Here is a 24945-nt window from a genome sequence, read left to right on the forward strand (position 1 = left end):
CATGGAACTTACTTTTTAGCTACGGCTCTTCGGTTTTTAATGGCTTATCTAACGGCACATTATATAAACGCAGCGCCTCTTTCATGACGTTATGAAAGACAGGCGCTACCGTTAAGCCAGCATAAATCTGACCGCGTGGGTCTTCGATAAGCATCACCCCGACCAGCTTAGGATTGGACGCGGGCGCCATACCGGCAAAAACGTTACGGTACTGGTCGCTATAGTAGCCGCCTTTTGGGTTGATACGGCGTGAGGTACCTGTTTTACCCGCCACACGATAGCCATCAATAGCCGCGGCTTTGGCGGTACCGCCCGGCTCGGTGACACTTTCTAGCATCTGTACGATAGACATAGCTTGTTCGTGCGCCATGATACGTTTGCTGGGCTGTTTTTTGTCGTCTTTAATTAAGGTTAATGGATGCATCACCCCGCCAGCGGCAAGCGCCGAATACGCTTGTGCGACCTGCGCTAAGGTCACTTGTAGACCATAACCATAACTGACCGTTGCTCGTCTTGACGTTTCTTTTTCTTTTGGCGTGACCACAAGTCCACTGCCCTCACCGGGGAATTGCAGCGGAGTTTTTGCCCCGAAGCCAAACTGTCTTTGCATATTGGTAATGGCATCAGGCGGCAAGGATAACGCAATCTTGGTTGAGGCGACGTTACTAGATTTTTGTAGCAATGTCGCAAGCGTAATGCGTCCCAAGTTATTGTGGTCACGAATGGTATAACCACGCACACGAATAGAGCCTGGATTGGTATCAATCAATGAGGTCGTCGTGTATTTACCGGAATCCAATGCGGCTGCCACGGTAAATGGCTTCATGACCGAACCCGGCTCAAAGACGTCGAGCAACGCACGGTTACGCTGGTTTTCACCCGTCATCTCGTTCAGATTATTAGAGTTAAAGGATGGCCACGTCGATAGCGCTAGCACTTCGCCCGTTTGCACATCAACAATCATACCGGTCGACCAGCGCGCTTTTTGCAGGCGACCGGCTTTTTCAAGCTCTTTATAAAGCAAGTACTGTAAGCGCGAATCAATCGTTAAGGCGACATCTTTACCCGGTATTTCTGGCTCGACTTGCTTGATTTCTTTTAAGCTGTTTTGCTTGGCGTCTTTTAATACCAGCACCTTACCGTCTTCACCCGCCAGCGCCGTTTCATACTGACGCTCAATACCAGCACGGCCTTCATAACCGCCTTCAGGATCATTGGCGTTCTGCCCCATAAAACCTAATAGCTGCGAGTTTGGTTGCGGCTGCGGATAATAGCGCTGAAAGAAGTTTTTCTCATAGACACCCGGGAAATCGAGCGAGCTGACGCTTTGGGCAATCTCAGGCGTGACTTTATTAAGGAGTGGCAGATAATGTGAACCTGCGCCCGATGGCAACGCCGCCTTCACCGCTTCTTCATCGGTGACGTCAATACTGTCATCGATAGCTGTGACTTTTTTCAGCTCAGTAACTGAGATATTGGCCGCTGCTGCAAGCGTGGTTAAATCCATATTATCTAGACGCTTTTGCATACGCGCGACAAGCTGAGGACTATCAGGGTTGGTCAAGATAATACGCTTCAGCTCATAATATTCGCGCGCATAATCGTGCGGGCTAAACGACACGGTCGCAAGCGGCGCACTGACAGCTAAAGGCAAATCATTACGATCGGTAATCATACCGCGATAGGATTTTTGCGTACGCACGCTGGTAATCAGCTCATTGCCTTTATCTTGATAAAACTGCGCATTGGCGACTTGTATATAATAAGCACGGCCAATTAATAAGCCTAAAATGACTAACGATATTGCCCAAATCGTGCGAAAGCGGTTTTTGTCTAGCTCAACACCGCCGCGCGACGATGCCCCAGAGGCTTTACCCAAAAAGGCTCTTTTGCTTTTTTGGGTTTTTACACTGGTATAAGCGCCCTGCTCTTCGTTCTTTTTTAGGCGGCTAAATAGCTTAGCTTTGCGGTTATCGGCCGCTTTATTGTCAGCTTTGCCGCTTGTTTGTCCAGATTTGGCAACACTGGCACGGCGTAGCGGCTTAGTGACTTTGCCGCTGGCGGATTTTTTGCTGTTATTTTTGGCCGCTTTATCGTTTTTGGCAGTGGGCTTTTTATCAGTCATCGTCCTGCCTCCGCAGCGTTAGCATCTGCCTCAAAAAAATCTGTTTCATTGGCAGCGGCAGCATCTGTGCCATCGTCCTCGAGCACTGGCGCGACGGCAACTGCCGCACCCGGCTGAATAATCAGCTTATCTTTAAGGGTTGGCGAAAACATACCCAATTCAGCAACGGCGCGACTGGCAATTTGCGGGGTCGCACTAAAGGTTTGCTGTTCAATCAATAGACGTTGGTGCTCAACTTGTAGCTTACGCTCTTGTTTTTTCATGTCTTGCAAGGTTTTATAATCCTGATGATATTGCTGCACGCCCTCTGCCGTCTTGATGCCGCTCCAGATAATAGCCGCCGCCAGTAACACTAATATGACCACGTATATACTGACTACGTTAAATCGGCGCACGAATAATTCGCCAACATCAGTATTAGGAGGCATTGCGGCGCGGCGGTTTACAGGTTTGTCAGATATTGCCATGACGATCTCAAAAAAGTGAACTTCAAAATAAAAAAAGCGCTAAGATTTGCGAGTGAACACACCCTCATGAGCCATCAGCACCATCAATAAAAATAACTATCAAAAAACACATAACCAAGCAAAAAGTAACTGCTGAGCCTAGCAGAGAATGTTTACAGCTTTTTAACAGCCGCGTAATCATTAAAACATTCAGTCATATTTTACCCACATAACTGAATAGCTAGTTTTAAGACTTAGCTTAAGAATTATCATCTGCTTTATAATCCGTATCGCTACGAGTCGCCATACGCAGCCACGCACTACGCGCGCGCGGATTATTGCTTATCTCAGCTTGGCTAGGGCCGACGCGTTTTGGCTTACTAAAATAACGCGGACGCTTGGGCGGCATCGGTAAGTTTTCATCTTCTGGGTACTGCCCTTTACTATGGCGCTGCAAGAACTGCTTGATACGGCGATCTTCTAACGAATGAAAGCTAATCACTGCCAGCTGACCGCCCGACTTTAAAATCGGAATACTTTGTTCTAAAAAGTCATCGACATCGCCAAGCTCATTATTGATAAAAATACGCATGGCTTGAAAACTTTGCGTCGCTGGGTGCTTACCGCGCTGCCAATTTGGATGCGCCGCTTTGATCACTTCTGCCAGCGCAAGCGTGGACTCATAGCTATCCATCTGCTTAATCGCACGGGCAATACGGCGACTGTGACGCTCTTCGCCAAACTCATAAAGCACATTGGCCAAGGTCTCATCGTCGACTGTCTCGAGCCACTCGGCAACCGACTGCCCGCGACTGGTATCCATGCGCATATCGACCGCACCATCACGCATAAAGCTAAAACCGCGGCTACCGTCATCAATCTGCGGCGATGAAATACCCAAATCTGCCATCAGGCCGTCTACTTTCGTGATACCCATCTCCGCTAGGCTATCGGTCAAGGTTGCAAAGCTGTCATGCACCACTTTGACGCGGCTATCAGACTTTGCTAATTCTTGCGCAACGCTAATGGCCGTTGGGTCTTTATCAAAAACAATCAAAGTTGCATCATCGGCAAGCTGACTTAATAGCAGGCGGCTATGCCCACCGCGCCCAAAAGTTGCATCCACATAAATGCCACTTTTTTGTAAGCTATTCTGACGGCTGTCATCTGTTTGTTTGGGCAGCGATTTGACACCCAATACCGCCGCCACCGTTTCTTGTAGTAGCACGGCGTCATGGACAAAACTTAATTCATCAGCACCCGCTTGCTCTATGACGGGCTTTTGAGAAAACTGATGAGCAGAATCATTCTCAACAATAGACGAATTGACCTCTGACTCAGAACTATCAATGACTGAAAAAGGGTTTTCTTTAGAATTTAACGTGTTTTTTGACTTTGGATTCGATATGGACACAAACGACTCAGTAGATGATGACCTTTTTGGCCAGTAATAGTAAAAAATCAGATGAAAATAAACAAGTTATGACTCACCTAGCATTATTATCGCAAGGATATACGGCGAGTCAAGCGCTAGAGAGGCTTTTCGTTAAAAATATCTCAGCTCTCTGTTATACTAGCGCTATATTTTACGCTATTTTTCTACCGTGACGGCGACTGTTTCACCCGTATTTTGACTCAATTTCTCTATTCGCCTTGAGCTTTAACTTTTCTCGCCATTTTATTCATTCACCAGCATATTCTGAGATTTTTATGACCCAAACATCATCCCAAGCCAACCTTGATAGCAAGCGCTCTATTCGTACGCGTATTGCGCCATCTCCAACTGGTTTTCCGCATGTCGGCACCGCTTATATCGCCCTATTTAATTTAGCCTTTGCCAAAGCCCATGGCGGCGAGTTTATTTTGCGTATTGAGGACACCGATCAAACACGCTCAACCGAGCAATCTGAACAAATGATTTTGGATGCGCTGCGTTGGGTCGGTCTTGACTGGGCGGAAGGACCAGATATCGGTGGGCCGCACGCACCTTATCGTCAGAGTGAACGTAGTGATATTTATAAAAAACATGCCGAGCAGCTGATAGAAAATGACCATGCATTCCGCTGTTTTTGTACCCCTGAAGAGCTTGATACCATGCGCGCTGAGCAAATGGCTAATGGCGAAACGCCGCGCTATGACGGTCGCTGCGCACATTTAGCGCCAGAAAAAACCGCGCAATTAGTCGCTGAATGCAAACCGCACGTTATTCGTATGCGCGTGCCAACCGAAGGCGTCTGCCAGATACATGACATGCTACGCGGTACGGTTGAGATTCCTTGGACGCAAGTCGATATGCAAGTGCTGCTAAAAACTGATGGCATGCCAACCTATCATTTAGCCAACGTCGTCGACGACCATTTGATGGAAATCAGTCATGTTATGCGCGGTGAAGAATGGCTCAACTCGGCACCGAAGCATCAGCTGCTTTATGAGTATTTTGGTTGGGAGATGCCCGTTCTTTGCCATATGCCGCTACTGCGTAACCCTGATAAATCAAAGCTGTCAAAACGTAAAAACCCAACCTCTATCACTTACTATCGTGATGCTGGCGTGCTACCTGAAGCCCTGCTAAATTATCTCGGTCGTATGGGCTACTCAATGCCAGATGAAGCGGAGAAATTCACCTTAGAGGAAATGATTACCAGCTTTGATATTCAACGTGTATCGCTTGGCGGCCCTATTTTCGATATCGAAAAACTCAACTGGCTAAATGCGGAATGGCTACGTGCGCTTAGCCCTGAAGAGCTAAAGAATAAAATCCTTGAGTGGGCAAGTGACAGCGATAAACTGACCGCGATTGCCGCCGCGATTCAACCACGTATTGAACTGCTGTCTGATGCGGTTAACTGGGGCGGCTTTTATTTCCAAAATCTGCCTGCTATCACCGCTGAGAGCTTTACCCATAAGTCGCTGACGCCTGAACAAATTACCGAGATGCTACAACTGGCGCTTTGGCAGCTAGAAACCTTGCCGACGTGGACGGAAGAAAACATCTATGCCACCCTAAAAGGTCTTGCTGCACATCTTGATATCAAGATGCGCGACTTTATGGCGCCGTTCTTTATCGCTATCGCTGGTAGCACCTCATCGACGCCTGTCATGAACTCTATGGCGATTATTGGTGCTGATATGACGCTGACACGCTTGCGCCATGCGGTTGATGTCCTAGGTGGCCTTGGTAAAAAGAAGCTGAAAAAACTTGAGAAACAAGCGGCAGAATTGCCAGACTTCTTGGCGGCTGAATAGTTTGGCTGCTAAATAACCTTGTACTGGTTAATTAAGAGTAGCATGCATAAGTAATAAAAAAGGGTCAGGCTACTACTGGCCTTTTTTTATATTCATCTCCGTACTAAAGTGCCCATAATTAGCCATTTAAATACTTTTACTAACTTTTTTTGCAAATTTATGCATTATTTTTAAAATAGCGGTTGACAAGACTGCTGGTCTTACCTAAAATACGCACACTCTTAGCGAGGGGCTATAGCTCAGTTGGTAGAGCNNGGTCAACGGTTCGACTCCGTTTAGCTCCACCATACTATTTATCGCAACGTTTAGTTTACTGACACTTTGATAAATACTCGCTAGTAGGACGATATCAGCACCTAGGCAAGGCTTGATCTATTAATAGATAAGCACTCTGATATTGTGAAGTACTGTTGTAATGCTATTGTAAAATAGTGATTATGATACTCTATGCGTCCCCATCGTCTAGAGNNGGCCTAGGACACCGCCCTTTCACGGCGGTAACGGGGGTTCGAATCCCCCTGGGGACGCCACTATTCGGCGTCAATGATTAGCACTTTTGCTTAGCGCCTTTAAGCATCAGATTAGACTAATAAGCGCACAATAAAAAATCCTAGTCATCATACGGTGACTGGGATTTTTTACGTCTGTTAGTTTTGTTATAGTCAGTTTATTATGGTTTGGATAAGCTGAAGTTACTATATCAACGATCATAGCAAGAGACAAATTCTCTAATCGCCCAACCCCATTGTCTGTATTCTCCTTGATAGTACCCTTCTAGATACACCCAAGGACGGTCTTTATTATCGTAAGTGGTTTCTGTGATATAAACTTCACGATCGTTACGTAGTTTATTGATAATCTTACCATTTGGTTCATCGCGGATATTTAACGGTGTTTCAGTCGGATCTGTTACTTCGCAAACTCTCTCAGCATGCGCGGCACTTAACCCAGCAGTCGTAGCAAAAATAGATAAAGCAACGGTATAAGCCAAACTTCTCATCTCAAATCCTTGTTATCAACAAAAGTTTTATTTACTTCTGATATATTATCAGAGTTCAAACTGCAATTTTTGCGATTTTCATAATATATTTACATTTTATCCATTTCACAGAGCTTGAGTGTAGAATGTGTATTATGCTTTCTAAAATTAGTATTTATTGAGTAATTTACTCTATTGCTAACACAGCCAATGCTATCTACTCTGTAATAATTTTATAAAATGTATAAAAGTTTTATTACATTACACATGGATAATTAGGTTTATTAAAACAAAGGGATTTACGATGTTTGGTATCGAGAATTACCTAGGGTTTGTCTTGGCGGCTATCTTGTTAAACCTGACCCCTGGCAGCGATAGCATGTATATCATCACCCGCAGTATTTCACAGGGGCAAACGGCGGGGTTTTATTCCGTGCTTGGTATTATCTCAGGGATTTTAGTACATACGTTATTGGCGGCGCTGGGCTTATCCGTTTTACTGGCCAACTCTCCTACCGCATTTATGATTGTTAAATATATAGGTGCTAGCTATTTGTGCTATCTAGGCGTCAAAATGCTTATGAGTAAACAGCAGCCTTTGATAGGCGCGAGTTTACAAGAAAACGGAAAACCTTCTTCTGCTAAGACTTTAGATTATTGGCAAATATATAAGCAAGGTATGCTCACCAATACCTTTAATCCAAAAGTCGCGCTATTCTTTTTGGCTTTCTTTCCGCAATTTATCAATCCTAACTATGCGAATAGCACCTTGTCCTTTTTACTTTTGGGACTAACCTTTGCCATCACTGGTTTTATATGGTGTTTATGTTTGGCATTACTGGCGTCAAAATTCAGTGAAAAGCTGCGAGAGAATCCAGCTATCGAATCTATTTTAAATAAAATTAGTGGAGTGGTGTTTATTGGCTTAGGTATTAAGCTATTGACTGAGAAGGGTTAAAGGTAAAAATAACGAATTAAAAAGTATTGCGCATAAAAAAGCCCAGTCATCACGACCGGGCTTTTCTTATTCTCACTTTAATTAAATATTACGCTGCGTTTTTGCTCTCAGCAGCCAGCTGACGTAGTACATAGTGCAATACGCCGCCATGACGCACGTATTCGCGCTCTTTTGGCGTCTGTAGCATGACGTTTACCTCAAAGGTTTCAGTTGAACCATCAGCACGGGTCGCCGTCACTGTTGCGGTTTTACTCTCACCATTATCAAGGCCTGTGATACTTAGCACTTCAGAACCGTCTAGGTGATAAGTATCGGCGTTTTCATCATCTTTAAAGGTTAATGGCAACACGCCCATACCAACTAAGTTTGAGCGGTGAATACGCTCAAACGAGCTGGTCAATACCGCTTTTACGCCGAGCAAAATCGTACCCTTCGCTGCCCAGTCACGGCTTGATCCAGACCCATATTCTGCACCGCCAAGTACCACAAGTGGGCGCTGATCTTCTTTATACTTCATTGCCGCGTCATAGATGGGCATTTCTTCGCCGTCTTGGAGTGTGGCGTTGTCGCCTTTAAAGTAGTAAGTATAGCCGCCTTCTTTACCGCCCATCATCTGGTTTTTGATACGGATATTGGCAAAAGTACCGCGGGTCATGACCGCATCGTTACCACGGCGTGAGCCATAACTATTAAAGTCGGCTGGCATCACACCACGCTCTTGCAAGTACTTACCCGCAGGAGAATTAGCATCGATATTACCAGCTGGCGAGATATGGTCAGTGGTGATTGAATCGCCAAATAGACCCAAGATACGCGCGCCTTCGATATCAGGGATACCTTCTGGCTCCATGGTCATGCCATCAAAGAACGGTGGGTTTTTGATATAAGTAGACTTTTCGCTCCATGGATACAGCTGACTATCGGCTGAGCTAATGGCGTTCCATGCAGCACTACCGTCAAATACTTCGCCGTAGTTTTTACGGAACATATCGGCGTCGATATTATTGGCAATTAATTCATTAATTTCATCAGACGTTGGCCAAATATCCTTTAGGTAGACATCGTTACCGTCTTGGTCTTGTCCTAGCGGATGGGTGGTCAAGTCAATATCAACCGTCCCTGCCAGCGCATAAGCAACCACCAGCGGTGGCGACGCCAAGTAACTGGCCTTGACGTGCGAGTGAATACGCCCTTCAAAGTTACGGTTACCCGATAACACCGCAGCGGCAACCAAATCGTTTTCTTTGATACCTTGTTCAATCGACTCTAAGAGTGGGCCTGAGTTACCGATACATGTGGTACAACCATAACCAACCAAATAGAAGCCTGTTTTCTCTAGCTCATCCATCAGTTTGGTTTTTTCAAGATAATCGGTAACAACTTTTGAGCCTGGTGCCAATGAGGTTTTTACCCAAGGCTTGGCTTTTAAACCTTTGGCAGCGGCTTTTTTCGCCACCAAACCAGCACCAATCATCACCGCCGGGTTTGAGGTGTTGGTACAAGAGGTAATCGCGGCGATAACCACCGAACCATCACGCAGTTTGTGGCTCTTATCATCGATATTAACGTCAGAGAAGACATTAGGCTTGGCATATAGTCTATCGGCTTGCTCTTGCTGCGCACCTTCTTGGTCAAAGCGCACCTTACCATCGATTTCTGACTTACGGTCTTTGGTCATTTTCTCTAGCGTTTCGCCAAACTTCTCATGCATATCAGACAAATTGATACGCTGCTGTGGCAAGTTAGGACCGGCAAGGGCTGGTTTCACCGATGATAAGTCCAGCTCAAGCTTACTTGAATACGTCGCCGCTGGGGTATCGGCATCGTGCCATAAGCCTTGTGCTTTGGCATATTTTTCAACCAGCTCAATCTGACTTTCTTCACGACCTGACAGACGCAGATAATCAATCGCCATTTGGTCAATCGGGAAAATACCGCAAGTCGCACCGTATTCTGGTGACATATTAGCAATGGTTGCACGGTCAGCGAGTGGCATACTGTGTAAACCTTCGCCATAAAATTCGACGAATTTACCTACCACACCGTGAGCACGTAACATCTCAACCACGCGTAGTACCAAATCCGTTGCGGTCACGCCTTCGGTCAATTTGCCTTTGAGCTCAAAACCGACCACTTGTGGAATGAGCATTGAGGATGGCTGACCAAGCATCGCCGCTTCCGCTTCGATACCGCCGACACCCCAACCGAGTACGCCAATACCATTAATCATCGTCGTGTGACTGTCTGTACCAAATACCGTATCTGGATACGCGGTCAGCTCTCCGTCTACTTCAGCAGCCATTACCACGCGCGCTAAATATTCTAAGTTAACCTGATGCACAATACCGGTTGCTGGTGGCACAACGACAAAGTTTTTAAAGGCGTTCTTGCCCCAATGTAAAAACTCATAACGCTCATTATTGCGCTTAAACTCAATTTTCTCGTTTAAGTCTAGCGCATCTTCGCGGCCATAAGCGTCGACCTGTACTGAGTGGTCAACCACCAACTCACTTGGAATAAAGGGGTTAATTTGCTCGGCACGACCGCCAAGCTCAACGACCGCATCACGCATCGCTGCCAAATCCACCACTGATGGTACACCAGTGAAATCCTGCAGGACCACACGCGCTGGCATAAAGGCGATTTCTTTTGACGCTTCTGCGCCAGCATCCCAATTGGCAACGGCTTCGATATGGTTTTTGCCGACAGATTGACCGTCGTCTTCATTACGCAGTAGGTTTTCTAAGACGATTTTCATGCAAAATGGCAATTTGCTAATGTTCTCGTAAGTGTCAGTCAGCTTTGGCAAGCTATAATAAGCATGCTCCTTGCCAGCGACTGCAATCGTGTCTTTTACATTAAAAATATCACTCATGGTAGCTTCCTTATCGTTGTTATAGATCCTAAGCATAAATCCTTATGCCATTAATACGATTGTGAATGCATGGCAATTTATGCTGATAACTGGTGGCTTATTTCTTCTTAATTTAAATGAATGTGCTTAAATCGAATGGCGACACCTATTTTTTAATAAGCGCTCGTTTTTAACAAGTGCTAAGTACAGTAGTTAACGGTGCTTTTATTTGAATAAATGTTTATTGATAACGGTGAGGTGAACAAAATCGCCATTAACAAAAGATATATGCATCTGTTTAGCGTTTAACTGTAACGTCCTTTTACCATAACAAATAAGCAGCACTTTGTTAACGACTAGATGGTGTTGAATCGTGGCACAATCGTAACCACGACAATGCTTTAGCAGTTAAAATTCAACGTTTACCGGACAAGGTGTGCCCATATCTTTTAACTTTGACTACGACGACCGCTCCGAAAGACGTGGCTATCATCATAAAAGCTCGGCTGGACATTTTCTGCCCAATAGTATGGCACGCCCAAAATGGGCAATGGCGACAGTTTGCGCGGGGTGACATCCGGCTGTGATAAAAGCGCGTCCATATAATCGGCCACTTTTTGATCCAAATGATTGATACGCTCAGATAGCGATAGGGCAAAAAATTCTTGCGTGACATTTATCACGATACTATGGGCGCATAATGCTTTGCGTGGGTACAGTAGCTTTTCTAACAGTGCATGACCAAAAATATAAACTGCTGCTTGAGCTTGTTTATTAAGTTGCTTTGGCTCGTCCCATTTGTCACGCGGTGCAACCAAACTTTCCTGCCAATTAAAATCAATCAACGCCTTACCGATACTAGACTCAGCGGTGACCAATATCGCGCCATTTTCATCAAAGACGGTAATGGTATCGCGGACACGGCCGCGACTGGCGCCAATACCTTGCTCCTTAATCTCAAGCATATGATAATAATTCAGCAGGGCTTTAGTCTTGGGAAAGGTGAGCCAAATACTACCGTTAAATAAATCATGCAAATTATCACGGGTGGGGATATTACCGGTGGTGCCGATAAAGCGCTCGTACGCTTCGCCTTCTGGCAGCTCATTTTGTGAAACGAATTGTAAGGTGTGCGCTTGATTGTTTAGCGCAGGTTTGGTTTGCGGTAATGGCTGTTGTAAATCATCAGCATGCTTCTGTAATGCGCTATTTAAAACCTTGGCGATGATATCAGGCGTCTGTTCGAGTTTATCTGTCTGAGCAGGGTCATTTTTTAAGCCGCTTAGCGGTGTAATGGATTTACTTATATAGCCTAACTGGTTTAAATGACACAGCCATGGCGCTTGCCAGTCAATAGCAGCAAAGCTGTCATCAAGCTTGCTGGCGCATGCAAATGGTTTATTAATAGATGCATCAGAAGTAGCATTTCGATAAAGCTTGGCAGGTAAATCGGTGGCGGTCATGTTCATTATCTCTATTAGACGACTGGCGTGGCTATGGTATCATGGAGCGCTTTTTTACGGCTAGACAAGCCGCTTGAAATACAAATTTCGTGCGCTATTTATTGATGAGTTTTTATGGCTAATTTTAACACCCACTTAAATGTTGCATTCATGGCAAGTGGTACGATGAGTCTTGCGGTTTATAAAGCGGGCTTGATTGATGATTCAGGGTTTTTGATGTGCGCGGCACTCGGTACCATCGGAGGACTGTTGCCTGATTTGGATTCTGATAATTCGACGCCGATTAAGCTTGGGTTTAATATTACCTCGTTTATGTTTGCCTTTGGTCTGGTGATGCATTGGCGCAGTGAGCTGAGTTTATTGGCGCTCATTGCATTGTGGCTGGCGGGCTACGGCTTTATGCGTTATGTGGTATTTTCGATTTTTACCAACATGACCGTGCACCGCGGCGTCATTCATTCGGTACCCTACATGGCGATAATGGGACTCGGGATGACCTATATCAGCTACGATATTTTAAACTTACCGTTGACGGTTAGCTGGTTTTACGGCTTGTTCTTATTTGGCGGCGCCATGGTACATTTGGCATTGGATGAGCTATATAGTGTGAATTTGTCCAATATGAAAATGAAGCGCTCATCGGGTACAGCGATGAAGTTTTATCAGCATAAAGATAAATGGTGGTATCTGCTCCTGTACGTCATCCTTGCGCTCTTGGTATATTTTGCGCCGCCATTTGCTGAGTTTTGGCAGCAGCTGCGTGACCCCGAACCTTGGGCAAAGCTTAAACTGGGACTATGGCCAGAATTGATAAAAAACTGGCTCAATTAAAATTTATAGAACCGTTAAAAAATGAATAATACACGAGTAAATAATGTCACTTTCCCTACCAATCTGCCCTTGCCAAATTAACCCAGTCTCAAATGCAAATGCTATTGGCGCACCGCTACTTTATCAAGATTGCTGCCAGCCTTATCATGACGGGCTTTTAAATAACGAAGCTGATAAAGATAATGGCGCAAAGCCTGACTCTGCTGAACGTCTTATGCGGTCGCGTTATAGCGCCTTTGTCTTGATTAAACCAGAATACATCGTCAAGACAACGCTACCCGCACAGCAAGCATTACTTGATATCAAGGCTATTGAGTCTTGGGCAAAAAAGACGGTTTGGGCAGGATTGGAAATCATTACGCACACGCCGAAGTTGGGTAAACGTCATGCGCAGGTTGAATTTAAAGCTTATTTTAAGACCAATGAGAACTTGCAAGCACATCATGAGTTATCTGCCTTTGTAAAAGTAACAGACAAAAACAGTAATAATGCGCGTTGGTACTTCCTCGACCCAACTGTTTCTATGTCCGTCAGCCAGAAACAGCCCTGTATTTGTGGCTCGGGTGAGAAATTTAAGCGCTGTTGTGGCGCTTATATCTAACTGATATTTAATCAACATTAAATACTTGCCAATTCTAAACACTCGCCCCAACCGCCCGTGCTACCGCAATGCCTTCGTCAATGGTTAAAAACTTACGCTGGCTTGGACTGTCTTTATAAATGACATCGCCATCTTGGAATATCAGGCATTCATTGACGGCTAACTGTTGCCACTTTTCATTTTCAGTCAATGGCACGGTGACCAATATCGTAACTTTATCGCTGTCGGTAGTCACATCACCAAAGTTAATGGCCAAATCATCATCAGCAAGCTTTGCTTCGCCAAACGGTGCTTTACGCGTGAGATAAAACAATAAGCTACCAGCATAAGCCAGCTGCCACCGACCGTTTGAAATTAGGCAGTTAAACAAACCGTTTGCGGATAGATAACGACATTGAGTGGTTAAAAAATTAAACAGCGTTTGATCATCGGGGCGAGTTTTAAAGCTGCTTTTTAGGCGATTAACGAGATAACAAAACGCCATTTCAGAATCGGTATTACCGACTGGCTGGCAATGTGAGGCATTGCCATTGTCTTGCAGGCGCTGACAGCGTTTGATAAATTCGCTATTCATCTGTCCGTTATGGGCAAAAACCCACTGCTCGCCCCAGACTTCGCGGACGAAAGGATGGGTATTGGCCAAGCAATTCTGCCCTTGGGTCGCTTTACGAATGTGGGCGATGACGTTCATGGCTTTAATCGGATAATTATTCACCAAATCAGCCACGGGCGATAGATGGCTCGGATGATTGTCATGAAACAGTCGCAAACCAGTCGAAGCGTTGGCTGTTTTATCATTATTGGCACATTCACTGCGCTCAAAAAACGCAATACCAAAGCCATCTTCGTGGCTGTCGGTCATGCCGCCGCGACGACGAAAGCCTGCAAAACTAAAACCAATATCGGTTGGGGTATTACAGTTCATTCCTAAGAGTTGACACATTTATACTTCACCGCCGTTGTTGTCTTTTGCAGAATTTAAAGGAGGGTTTAGAGTAGCTTCTGACACTTCATCAAACATCTCATAAGGCGTTGCCCCATCGGTATCGATATTCGCCAAAATACGCTGCGCATGCGCCAAATCTATATCTTGTATCCACAGCACAATCCCAGAATTCATACCGGGCATGGCACTCAGCGGTTGCAGTGACACCGTAATGCCGTTGTTACGCAGCAGATTGGCATGCAGCTCGCCTTGCATATTGGTATCGTAGCGTGCCAGTTTGTGCCAGTTATCAACTTGATCGGTCATGGGATCCGCCTTTATGGTTTTGATACAGGAATGGTCGAACAATAACAATCTATGCTAATTGGTCGAGCGTATATTCTTTAATTGCAAAATCACTGCTATTACTTAATTTATCACGTGCTTGCTCAGCTTGGGTGATATTGCTAAAAATACCGATTATCTGAGTGTTTTTTTGCGCCGCTGATTGATTATTTAACAATACAAAAACCGTATTTTGTTCTTTTTCAACATGTGACCAATGATAAGCCGCTAAGCGTTTCATCAGGTCAGGGTTTTTGACCATGATATTATCGCCAGTGCGACCTTCGGTACGGTTATAGTGGATAACGTTTAAACGCAATAGCCAAAAAATCACCGCCGCCTTGGCGAGCATCACTGGTAAAGCGCGTTTTTCATCTTCGCCAAGCTGACGTTTTGACTCATAGCCTTGCAAAAAAGCCGCCATTTTACTGCGATCAAAATTGACGGTTTCGCCTTGCTCGGCATCGCCCCAAGTCGTACAAAAATCATTAATGGTAATGGCAATATCCATCACATAATGCTCGACGCTGACTTCGGTAAAGTCTAACAATCCCGTTAAACGCGCTGCGCCTTTTTGGCTATTACTTAACGATAAGTCCCATAAGGTATTATCAGCGAACATGTCTAAATGGCATAAGCCTTTTGGCAACGTCGCAAGCGGTAATTCGCTATATGACTGCCAAATATCGCTCATGAGCTTGGCTTCGTCACCCGGCATAAACTGCATTTCACGGTCGCGTACTTCCGCCCATGGGTATAAAGGCACGCCATATTCTTCCGCAGGTTGCAGTGCTTGTAAGGTCTCATGCAGCATGGCTAAAGCGGCGCCAATTTCGTGACACATCGCTTGCGTCGTCTGCTGTGGATGCGCGCCAGCCAGACAAGGCACGAGGGTAATCGCTTTATTATCGTAGCGTATGACATAGCCTTTTTCTGCGCTATCAGCGCCTAAATCAAGCAATGCTAACGGCGCAGCGACTGGCAATTTACCATCCAGTTGATTAAGGATAACCGCCATTTTTTCGATGTCTTCTGGTGGACGCTCTTCAAATAAAGTAAATACATAAGAGTGCGCGCCATCTACATCATCAGTCGTCTGAATAAACCAGTTAGAGTTTTTGATACCTTGGGTAATCGGAATGGCACGCGCAAATGAGACGCCAAAACGCTGGCAAAAAGCGGCAAACTGGTCATCGGTTAACTGGGTATAGACGGACATGACATCTCACTTATGGCAATTAAAAGAAGGTAAATAGGATAAATATCGACGGTAATGACAGTGATTGTACCGCGCATGAGCAAACTTTGGTTAAAAGCATAATAATCTTGCGAAAAGCTGCCTGATATGGCGGTGATTTTGCTAGACTAGTGCGTAAAAGAATGAATTGATTATAAGGCGAAAACCCCTATGTTAGCAAAGCGTATCATTCCTTGTTTGGATGTGGATAATGGCCGTGTAGTCAAAGGCGTACAGTTTGTCGACATCAAAGACGCCGGCGACCCTGTCGAAGTCGCTAAGCGCTATAACGAGCAAGGCGCCGATGAGATTACTTTTTTAGACATTACGGCGACCAATGATGAGCGCGACACCACTTATCATACCGTTGAGCGTATGGCTGAAACTGTGTTTGTACCACTAACAGTTGGTGGCGGTGTGCGTAAAATCGCTGATATTCGTAATTTGCTCAATGCAGGCGCGGATAAAGTAGCGATTAATTCAGCAGCGGTATTTACCCCTGAGTTCGTTGGGGAGGCGGCACAGAAATTTGGTAATCAATGTATCGTCGTGGCTATCGATGCCAAACGCGTTGAAGATATTGAAGTTGATGGCATCATCATGCCGCGTTGGGAGATTTTCACCCACGGTGGTCGTAAGCCAACCGGTATTGATGCGGTTGCTTGGGCAAGTAAAATGGCTGCTCTCGGCGCTGGCGAATTGCTGGTCACCTCAATGGATGGTGACGGTACCAAAAAAGGCTATGATTTGGCTTTAATGAAGCAGATTACCAGCCGTGTGAATGTGCCCGTCATTGCTTCGGGCGGCGTTGGTAACTTACAACATTTAGCAGAAGGCGTATTAGAAGGCGGAGTCGATGCCGTACTTGCGGCCAGCATTTTTCACTTTGGCGAATATACCGTGCAAGAGGCCAAAGCATATATGGCCGCGCAAGGCATACAGATGCGTCTTTAAGATTGCTAAAATATCAATGCCTATGCAAAAAATGGTATCATAGCGCTACTTATTTATTTTTTTCAGTTAACTATTGAAAACAATCGAGATTTTACATAAAAATTTTGTTTTAAACGCTACTTACCCAAAGGATTTTCTTATGTCAAATTTACAACAGCAGCGCAATGATATTACCCATATCGATGGCAATTTACATCAAAATGAAGATGCGCGCATTGGTATCGTCGTCGGTCGTTTTAACGGTTTTGTCGTTGAGTCATTGGTAGATGGCGCAATCGATGCCCTACTTCGCCATGGCGTATTGGGTAGCAACATTACCGTGATTCGCGTGCCGGGTGCTTTTGAGTTGCCACTCGTTGCTCAGCGCGCCGCTGAGTCTGATCGCTTTGATGCCATCATTGCGTTAGGTGCGATTATCCGTGGTAGCACGCCGCATTTTGACTTTGTGGCGAGCGAATCTGCCAAAGGTTTAAGCAGCGTTGCAATTGATTATAATATCCCTGTTGCCAACGGTGTATTGACCACTGACAGCATCGAGCAAGCGATTGAGCGCTCTGGTACCAAAGCCGGTAATAAAGGCTCAGAAGCAGCGATGGTTGTGCTTGAGATGCTAGCGGTTCTATCACAGTTAGACATTGCTGATGACTATGATAATAATGATGACGCATAATTAAATCTTCATTTTATAAAGCTTTATTCGTTATTTAATTGGCGCTGCGACTGATGTCACTTTTGATATAGACCGCAGCGCCAATATGATAGTACAAAGCACTATAAACAGTTCTATAAAGCACCGTTTTAATATCTGACTGTCACAGCCTGCCAGTCGTCTACTATTTAACAACTTTTATACTATTTCTTACAACTTGCTGTCTTTGCCAAGCTTGTTATTTGCGCCAAGATACTTGTTTAAAATAATAGTTATTTAAAATTTAGGTATTGACCCCCTATGACTGACCAACTCAAGCGCGCCATTAGCGCTGCAAAAACCGCCCAAGCCAATGATGCACAAGCTGAAGCTACTCGTATCGCGAGCAGCAGCGCGGGTGAGCAAACCTTTGATATGAGTGAAACGTCTTATAAGACTAGCCACACTGCTGTGCGTAAGGCTCGTCGCTTTGCGATGCAAGGCCTATATGAGTGGTTGGTTACCGATCGCCGTTTTGATATCGATGGCAAGCTTGGCTGGAAGGACAATGCGCCGCATGATATCGCTGCCCGTACGCGCGCGACCAATGCCATGCATACCGTTCATATTGGCTACTATCATGAAATGATGCGCGATATTCCAGAGCAGATTGACGCTCTCGATGCGCTAATCAGTCAGCACCTTGATCGTGACATCGACAAACTCGATACCGTCGAACATGCCATTTTATTGATTGGTGCGTATGAGCTACAAAACCGCTTAGAGATTCCCTACAAAGTCGTGCTTGATGAAGCGATGAAGCTAAACAATCACTTTGGCGCTACTGACGCCCATAAATTGATTAATGCCGTCCTTGATAAAATGGCGATTGAATTGCGCGCGCTTGAAGTCGATGCCGATAGCAAAGCCAATCTACGCACCTCACAAAAAGCGGCGACACAAGCAAATACTAAGCAGGCTGAAGTTCAATCTGCAGCTGTTGAAGAAGCCAGTGAAAGCACTGCTGAGTCTGAACTCGACAGCACGTCAACTGCTTCAAACAAACCACGTATCAGTGCCAATAATGCCAGTGTTAAACGTAATAGCGCGAGTAAAGCCCTAGCGAATATTATGGACTATAAGATCAATAAGAAAAACGACGCCGCAAAAAATGAAGCGCCAAATAATATTGTTAATGACAAATCTGCAGAAGAAAGCACTGTAGAAGAAAACACATCTACCAATGATGTTAGCAATGATGTTAGCAATGATAAGAATAGTAACGCAGCTGACGTAGGCTTACATGATTCAAACCTTGTTACTCCTAATGAAAACAATAAAGACTAGCCATGAACGAGTTTGAGCTGATTGAGCGTATATTTTCGCAAATGCAAGCTGCACCGTCATCGTCCAGCACTGCCGAAGCACGCAATGTCGAAAAAGGCATTGGCGATGATGCGGCAGTAATGAGCTTGCCTGTAGGTGCGCGCTTGGTTAGTTGTATTGATACTCTCGTTCAAGGACGGCACTTTAGCGCTGATTGGAATGACGTAAACCAGTTAGCCTTTCAAATCGGCTATAAAGCGGTCGCGGTTAACGTCTCCGACGTTGCCGCGATGGGCGCAACGCCACATAGTATTCTATTGGCATTGGCCTTACCTGAGCGTTTGGCCAATGAGCAATGGCTGACTGAATTTGCTAAAGGTTTATTTCACGCCTGCCAGCTATTTGGTATCACGCTTATTGGCGGTGATACCACGCGCAGTGATAGATTAGTGCTTAGTGTCAGCGCGCAAGGATTACTGGCTGCAAACATTCCGGCTGTCTACCGCTCAGGCGCGCAAGTCGGCGATAAAATCTATGTCTCAGGGTCGCTTGGCGATGCTGCTTATGCGCTACAGCATCCTAATACTGCTATCGGTATTGAGCTTGCCCATCGGCTGCATATGCCAACGCCGCGTATTGCCTTAGGGGCAGCAGTGGCAACAATTGGCGCAACTTCGATGATAGATATCTCTGATGGTCTGTATCAAGACCTTGGGCATATCTGTGAGCAAAGCGCCGTTGGTATGCGCATTTACCTTGAGCAGCTGCCTACCAGTAAAGCATTGGCAAGCGTTGGTCTGTCTGAGCGCCTATTATGTCAGTTGGCAGGCGGTGATGATTATGAGCTGGCTTTTACCTTGCCTGCCCATATCGAGCCACCGATTGATAATAATAGCGACACGCCTGTGACCTGTATCGGTGAAGTCATAGCCGCAAACAAGGCAGATACTGCTAAAAATGTACGACCCGAGATTTTTTATCAAGGCCTAGCAGTCACACCGACGCATCCCGCCCCATTTCCTACTTGGCCCAATCTGACGGGTTACCAACATTTTGCAGGTTAACCCATGATTGATCACAACCTATCTAAGCCTGATATCCGACAAGCCAATGATTGCCCGCCTCTACCCGCCAATGCCAGCGCGTTTGATCGTTTGGTTTATTGGCTTGGTATCGGTCTAGGTAGCGGTCTGCCGCGCCGTGCACCCGGCACTTGGGGTACGGTTGGCGCTTTAATCGTTGCGATACCATTATTAAGCCTAGGCTTTGTGCCGTTTTTGATTATTACCATTTTAGCTTGTTTGCTTGGTAATTCGATATGCGGTCGTACCTCAGAGCTGATGGGCGGTCATGATAACCCGCACATCGTTTGGGATGAGTGGGCTGGTATGTGGCTTACATTACTACCGCTATCTTATATGGGAATCGCCAATGGCAGTTTTTGGCAAAATATCACCCAAATCCCTACTATCGTAGCCATTATTATCGCCTTTATATTATTCCGCTTTTTTGACATTATTAAGCCGCCACCGATTGGTTGGGCAGATAAAAAAGTCGCAGGCGGCCTCGGTATTATGCTCGATGATATTATTGCGGGAGTGATGGCGGCAGCCGTTTGGGTGATTATTTATACCTTTATCTTCTCTTTTAGCTTTTAATCTTAAGTTTGTCCTTTAAACCTCAAATAAATGTTTTTACAATAAATAATTCTACTTTATCGCCTTTTATATCGCTCACCTATTTAGCGGTTAGATTTTCTGAACGCCTGCTGTTCAATTTATATATATAGGCAGCTAATGTCATAATCAGTTTACAAAGATGTCACGACATAGCGTTTTAGTTAAATCGTAATTTGCGTTATAATTCAGAATTATATTTTGTTACATTTGTAGGCTCTCTTTTAGGAATACTATGACAGCTCCTCTTTCGGTAATTATCCTCGCGGCTGGTAAAGGCACGCGTATGCAGTCGGCTAAGCCAAAAGTGCTACAGACACTAGCTGGCAAGTCGTTACTCGGTCATGTGCTTGATACTTGTCATCAATTGACCGTTGATGACACTATTATTGTACATGGTTTTGGCGGCGAGCAAGTGCAAGCAGATATTAATGCACAATATGCGCATTTGCCGATTACGTGGATTGCCCAGACTGAACAATTAGGCACAGGCCATGCAGTAAAAGTCACCCTATCTGAGTTACCACAAGAAGGCCAAAGTCTGATTTTATATGGTGATGTGCCATTGGTCAGTTGCCAGACGTTGACAGCTTTAAAATCTGCCAATACTGATGGTATGTCGATGTTGACCTTGACGGTAGACAATCCGTTTGGTCTTGGTCGTATCAAACGCGATAAAGATGGCAATATTGAAGCCATCGTTGAGCAAAAAGATGCCAGCGCCGATGAACAAAAAATCCAAGAGATTAATAGCGGTATTTACTGCGTTGATAATGCATTATTGCATAAATATCTGCCAAAGCTGTCTAACGACAATGCGCAGCAAGAATACTATCTCACCGATATTGTTAAGATGGCGGTTGCTGAAGGCATCAATATTGTCGCCATCGAGCCTGAACATAGCTTTGAGATTGAAGGCGTCAATAACCGCCAACAGCTTGCCAGCTTGGAGCGTACGTGGCAAGGTAAGTTGGTTGCTGACCTGCAAGAAGCTGGCGTCCAGTTTGCTGATCCGACGCGCGTTGATATTCGTGGCAGCTTGATCGCAGGCCAAGATGTATTCGTCGATGTGGGCGTTGTGTTTGAGGGTGATTGTGTCTTAGGTGACAACGTTTATATCGAAGCTGGCTGTGTGATTAAAAATGCGCACATTGGTAATGCCTGTCACCTAAAGCCGTACTGCGTCATTGACAGTGCGCACATTGGTAACGGCGTCGATATTGGACCTTTCGCCCATTTACGCCCTGATACTGTTTTGTCTAATAACAGTAAAGTAGGTAATTTTGTCGAGATTAAGAAATCGACTATCGGTCAAGGTAGCAAGGTCAATCATCTAAGTTATGTGGGTGATGCGACGGTTGGAACAAATGTCAATATCGGTGCGGGCGTGATTACCTGTAATTACGACGGCGTCAATAAATCGCAAACCATCATCGAAGACAATGCCTTTATTGGCTCTAACGCCAGCTTGGTTGCGCCAGTTACCATTGGTGATACCGCTACGGTTGCGGCAGGCTCAGTGATTACCAAAGACGTCGATGATAGCGCCTTAGCCTTTGGCCGTGCGCGCCAAACACAAAAAAATGACTTTCAGCGTCCAACCAAAAAATAAAGGCGGCGCTGATAGTTGACTCGATAAAATGATGGTAAAACCACTAAAGCAGTACGACAATAATTTGTGGTGCTGCTTATTTATATTTACAGATTAATGATTATCCATGTGTTGGCAACTTTCAAAATCACATGGTATGAAAACATAAAATTTAAGGAATAATTATGTGTGGAATCGTTGGAGCAGTTGCTGAGCGGAATATTGCCAATATCTTACTTGAAGGCCTTAAACGCCTAGAATACCGTGGTTATGACTCTGCTGGTCTGACTGTTATCCGTAATGGCGAGCTACATCGCGAGCGCCAAGTGGGCAAAGTACAAGCGTTGGTCGATGCCGTCGCCGTCAATCCTGAATTTTTCGACGGTCATATCGGTATTGCACATACGCGCTGGGCCACGCATGGCGAACCTGCACAGCGTAACGCCCATCCACATGTATCTGGTAAAATCGCCGTGGTACACAATGGTATCGTTGAGAACTATGCTGAGCTAAAAGAAGAGCTGATTGCTAAAGGCTACGAGTTTACCTCGCAAACTGATACCGAAGTCGTCGCTCATCTAATCAATGATATCTACAAAAATAAGCCTGATTTACTAGAAGCGGTACGCGCAGTTATTCCGTTATTACATGGCGCGTTTGCCCTTGGCATTGTGCATATTGATTGCCCAGACGAGCTGATTACCGTCCGTTTAGGGTCGCCTTTGGTCATCGGTGTAGGTATCGGTGAGAACTTTATTGCCTCTGATCAATTGGCGCTTTTGCCTGTGACCAATCGCTTTATGTACCTAGAAGAAGGCGATATCGCCAAATTAACCCGTAATAGTATTGAAGTTTATGCAGACGGCGTAAAAGTAAAACGCCAGATACACGAGATTGATGCCGCCCAGCATAATGCTGATAAAGGCGAGTTCAAACATTATATGCTCAAAGAAATCTATGAGCAGCCAGATGCGGTTGCCCGTACGATTGAGATGGCGTTAGACTTTGATGAGCCGTCTAAGCTGCGTGATGACTTTTTGCAGCGTCATGAAGCGCAGTTAAAAGGTATCAAGAATGTTCAAGTCATCGCTTGTGGCACCAGTTATCATTCAGGTTTGGTCGCAAAATATTGGTTTGAGAGCCTGATTCGCGTGCCGTGTTCGGTTGAAGTGGCTAGTGAGTTCCGCTACCGCAATCCAGTGGTCGTCGATGACACCTTGGTCATTTGCATCTCGCAATCAGGCGAAACCGCGGATACCTTATCGGCGCTACGCGATATCCAAAAACATACGCCAGCAGGCCTCGTCAGCTTGGCTTTATGTAATGTACCGACCTCATCTTTGGTACGTGAAACCGATATCTTTTTACCAACGCTTGCCGGCCCTGAGATTGGCGTTGCTTCTACCAAAGCCTTTACCACTCAGCTTGCCGCGTTGATGTTACTGGTATTAAAAGTGGGTGTTGTACAAACGCGTATGACAGGTGAAAAATTAACCACCTTGCTGGGCAAATTACAAGCGCTACGCGGGCAACTACATGCCAGCTTACAACTCGATGCGCCTATCAAAGTCATGAGTGAGCACTTTGAATATAAGAAAAGCTGCTTATTCTTAGGTCGCGGTTTACAATTCCCAATCGCCTTAGAAGGCGCATTGAAGCTAAAAGAAATCTCTTATATTCACGCAGAAGGCTATGCCGCCGGTGAGCTAAAACACGGCCCATTAGCGTTGGTCGATAAAGACATGCCTATCGTGGTGCTCGCGCCAAAAGACAGTATGTTTGATAAGCTAAAAGCAAACATGCAAGAGGTACATGCGCGTCACGGTGAGCTGTTTGTTTTTGCCAGTGAAGAAAGCAAGATGGTCGCAGAAGATAGAATGCACGTGGTTTATGTCCCTGAGGTTTGCGAGACGCTTGCCCCTATCGTTTATAGCGTACCGGTGCAGTTGTTGTCGTATCATGTCGCGGTGATGCGTGGTACGGATGTTGATCAGCCACGTAATCTCGCAAAATCAGTCACGGTCGAGTAAGATAAGTGTTTGATTTTAAAATATTTTTTTATCTTAATATTGTATAACACTAAGTGCTTTGCTGTCTAGTACCATATAGATAGCAAAGCACTTTTTTTATAATGGACATAAAAAATTTCAATAATTTGGATATATCTCAGTATATATATTATATTCAGCAGCAAAGTAACCCAGAGTTGATTATGTCCCTATTTCAATTTCAGAGTCAGCCTTATTTAAGTTGTCGCAAATGTCTTTTGTGACCTCAAAACTAGCCACCTTACTATCATCTAAATCGTAATAACTATACTGATAATCGAATCCCTTATTTATCCCTTGCATAACTTCTGCTTCTGCACAGGCTAACTTAGTATGTTCATTACGCATTGCCGTTTCAAGCTCTTTTCTTTCAGAAGCATTATAATCAGATATCTTTAGCCGATAACCGAAAGTAACCGTTGTTCCATCAAAATCAATCTTTTCTAACGTAGTGACTTCATCAATTACGCTTGGCAGCTCTCTTTTTAATGTATCAATATTACGATACATCTCCTGTACATCGCGCTCGTGATTGCTAGCTGTGGTAACCTTTTCATCACGAGCTAAAACCGAATTATCATTCGAACAGGCAATGACTGTGAGAAAAGATAAAAGTAGAATCAATGCTTTAAGTTTATTGAACATAATTATCTTTGTTGAACCTAATTAGCCAAAATAATATGATTAGGGCGCATCCTCATTCTAAATGAAA

At 45.0% G+C, this 24945-nt stretch carries 21 protein-coding genes and 2 tRNA genes; 13 read left to right on the forward strand and 10 right to left on the reverse strand.

The window, feature by feature from the left end; genetic code table 11:
- Positions 1–19: 19 nt before the first annotated feature.
- From B3R91_RS04645 to rsmH, 3 genes are all read right to left on the reverse strand, one after another.
- Positions 20–2125, reverse strand: a complete 2106-nt coding sequence (locus B3R91_RS04645; RefSeq protein ID WP_286796661.1) for a peptidoglycan D,D-transpeptidase FtsI family protein — start codon at positions 2123–2125, stop codon at positions 20–22.
- The gene (gene ftsL, locus B3R91_RS04650; RefSeq protein WP_068404308.1) at positions 2122–2592 is read right to left on the reverse strand and encodes a cell division protein FtsL; all 471 of its coding nucleotides are present in this window, start codon (positions 2590–2592) and stop codon (positions 2122–2124) included. The genes B3R91_RS04645 and ftsL overlap by 4 nt, the downstream gene beginning before the upstream one ends.
- A gap of 238 nt (positions 2593–2830) precedes the next feature.
- Positions 2831–3844, reverse strand: a complete 1014-nt coding sequence (gene rsmH / locus B3R91_RS04655) for a 16S rRNA (cytosine(1402)-N(4))-methyltransferase RsmH (protein WP_286796686.1) — start codon at positions 3842–3844, stop codon at positions 2831–2833.
- A 437-nt stretch (positions 3845–4281) separates the two neighbouring features.
- Here rsmH and gltX point away from each other — a divergent pair, with 437 nt between their 5' ends.
- From gltX to B3R91_RS04670, 3 genes are all read left to right on the forward strand, one after another.
- Positions 4282–5817, forward strand: coding sequence for a glutamate--tRNA ligase (gltX, locus tag B3R91_RS04660; protein ID WP_286796662.1), 1536 nt, complete (start codon positions 4282–4284; stop codon positions 5815–5817).
- A gap of 228 nt (positions 5818–6045) precedes the next feature.
- Positions 6046–6104 (forward strand) — tRNA-OTHER (locus tag B3R91_RS04665).
- A 164-nt stretch (positions 6105–6268) separates the two neighbouring features.
- Positions 6269–6347, forward strand: a tRNA-Glu gene (locus B3R91_RS04670).
- A gap of 170 nt (positions 6348–6517) precedes the next feature.
- On the opposite strand, the gene B3R91_RS04675 is transcribed toward B3R91_RS04670, so the two are convergent.
- A complete protein-coding gene (locus B3R91_RS04675; RefSeq protein WP_286796663.1) occupies positions 6518–6817 on the reverse strand; it encodes a hypothetical protein in 300 nt (99 codons plus the stop codon).
- Between the two features lie 283 nt (positions 6818–7100).
- Here B3R91_RS04675 and B3R91_RS04680 point away from each other — a divergent pair, with 283 nt between their 5' ends.
- Entirely contained in the window at positions 7101–7754 is a 654-nt protein-coding gene (locus tag B3R91_RS04680; RefSeq protein ID WP_286796664.1) for a LysE family translocator, read from the forward strand.
- Between the two features lie 88 nt (positions 7755–7842).
- On the opposite strand, the gene acnA is transcribed toward B3R91_RS04680, so the two are convergent.
- Together acnA and B3R91_RS04690 are read right to left on the reverse strand one after the other, a co-directional pair.
- A complete protein-coding gene (gene acnA / locus B3R91_RS04685) occupies positions 7843–10629 on the reverse strand; it encodes an aconitate hydratase AcnA (protein WP_286796665.1) in 2787 nt (928 codons plus the stop codon).
- A gap of 428 nt (positions 10630–11057) precedes the next feature.
- On the reverse strand, positions 11058–12071 hold the full coding sequence (locus B3R91_RS04690) for a DUF3025 domain-containing protein (protein WP_286796666.1): 1014 nt from the start codon (positions 12069–12071) through the stop codon (positions 11058–11060).
- A gap of 114 nt (positions 12072–12185) precedes the next feature.
- On the opposite strand from B3R91_RS04690, the gene B3R91_RS04695 reads away from it, so the two are divergent.
- Positions 12186–12902, forward strand: coding sequence for a metal-dependent hydrolase (locus B3R91_RS04695; RefSeq protein ID WP_286796667.1), 717 nt, complete (start codon positions 12186–12188; stop codon positions 12900–12902).
- A gap of 43 nt (positions 12903–12945) precedes the next feature.
- Positions 12946–13503 carry a YchJ family protein gene (locus B3R91_RS04700; RefSeq protein WP_286796668.1) on the forward strand — a complete coding sequence of 186 codons (558 nt, stop codon included), beginning with the start codon at positions 12946–12948 and terminating at the stop codon, positions 13501–13503.
- Between the two features lie 34 nt (positions 13504–13537).
- On the opposite strand, the gene B3R91_RS04705 is transcribed toward B3R91_RS04700, so the two are convergent.
- Genes B3R91_RS04705 through B3R91_RS04715 form a run of 3 tightly spaced genes read right to left on the reverse strand, consistent with a single transcriptional unit; the run spans position 13538 to position 15992 of the window.
- Complete coding sequence (locus B3R91_RS04705; RefSeq protein ID WP_191690645.1) at positions 13538–14446, reverse strand: class II glutamine amidotransferase; 909 nt, start codon at positions 14444–14446, stop codon at positions 13538–13540.
- Positions 14447–14755: a hypothetical protein gene (locus B3R91_RS04710; protein ID WP_286796669.1), complete on the reverse strand. Its 309-nt coding sequence runs from the start codon at positions 14753–14755 to the stop codon at positions 14447–14449.
- Positions 14756–14804: 49 nt separating this feature from the next.
- Positions 14805–15992: a homoserine kinase gene (locus B3R91_RS04715; protein WP_286796670.1), complete on the reverse strand. Its 1188-nt coding sequence runs from the start codon at positions 15990–15992 to the stop codon at positions 14805–14807.
- A gap of 189 nt (positions 15993–16181) precedes the next feature.
- Between B3R91_RS04715 and hisF the strand changes: the two genes are divergently transcribed.
- The 7 genes from hisF to glmS all read left to right on the forward strand — a co-directional run bounded on the left by hisF (position 16182) and on the right by glmS (position 24215).
- Positions 16182–16964, forward strand: coding sequence for an imidazole glycerol phosphate synthase subunit HisF (hisF, locus tag B3R91_RS04720; RefSeq protein ID WP_286796671.1), 783 nt, complete (start codon positions 16182–16184; stop codon positions 16962–16964).
- A gap of 139 nt (positions 16965–17103) precedes the next feature.
- On the forward strand, positions 17104–17634 hold the full coding sequence (gene ribE / locus B3R91_RS04725) for a 6,7-dimethyl-8-ribityllumazine synthase (protein ID WP_102077446.1): 531 nt from the start codon (positions 17104–17106) through the stop codon (positions 17632–17634).
- A gap of 279 nt (positions 17635–17913) precedes the next feature.
- Positions 17914–18939: a transcription antitermination factor NusB gene (gene nusB, locus B3R91_RS04730; protein ID WP_286796672.1), complete on the forward strand. Its 1026-nt coding sequence runs from the start codon at positions 17914–17916 to the stop codon at positions 18937–18939.
- A gap of 2 nt (positions 18940–18941) precedes the next feature.
- Entirely contained in the window at positions 18942–19982 is a 1041-nt protein-coding gene (gene thiL / locus B3R91_RS04735; RefSeq protein ID WP_286796673.1) for a thiamine-phosphate kinase, read from the forward strand.
- Between the two features lie 3 nt (positions 19983–19985).
- A complete protein-coding gene (locus B3R91_RS04740) occupies positions 19986–20576 on the forward strand; it encodes a phosphatidylglycerophosphatase A family protein (protein WP_286796674.1) in 591 nt (196 codons plus the stop codon).
- 253 nt (positions 20577–20829) lie between these two features.
- Positions 20830–22206 carry a bifunctional UDP-N-acetylglucosamine diphosphorylase/glucosamine-1-phosphate N-acetyltransferase GlmU gene (gene glmU, locus B3R91_RS04745; RefSeq protein WP_286796675.1) on the forward strand — a complete coding sequence of 459 codons (1377 nt, stop codon included), beginning with the start codon at positions 20830–20832 and terminating at the stop codon, positions 22204–22206.
- A 164-nt stretch (positions 22207–22370) separates the two neighbouring features.
- Entirely contained in the window at positions 22371–24215 is a 1845-nt protein-coding gene (gene glmS, locus B3R91_RS04750; RefSeq protein ID WP_144297457.1) for a glutamine--fructose-6-phosphate transaminase (isomerizing), read from the forward strand.
- A 180-nt stretch (positions 24216–24395) separates the two neighbouring features.
- Here glmS and B3R91_RS04755 read toward each other — a convergent pair whose 3' ends face one another.
- A complete protein-coding gene (locus B3R91_RS04755; RefSeq protein WP_286796676.1) occupies positions 24396–24878 on the reverse strand; it encodes a hypothetical protein in 483 nt (160 codons plus the stop codon).
- Positions 24879–24945 lie beyond the last annotated feature (67 nt).

This window comes from Psychrobacter sp. UBA6291 (genome assembly GCF_002439405.1).
Classification (GTDB): domain Bacteria; phylum Pseudomonadota; class Gammaproteobacteria; order Pseudomonadales; family Moraxellaceae; genus Psychrobacter; species Psychrobacter faecalis.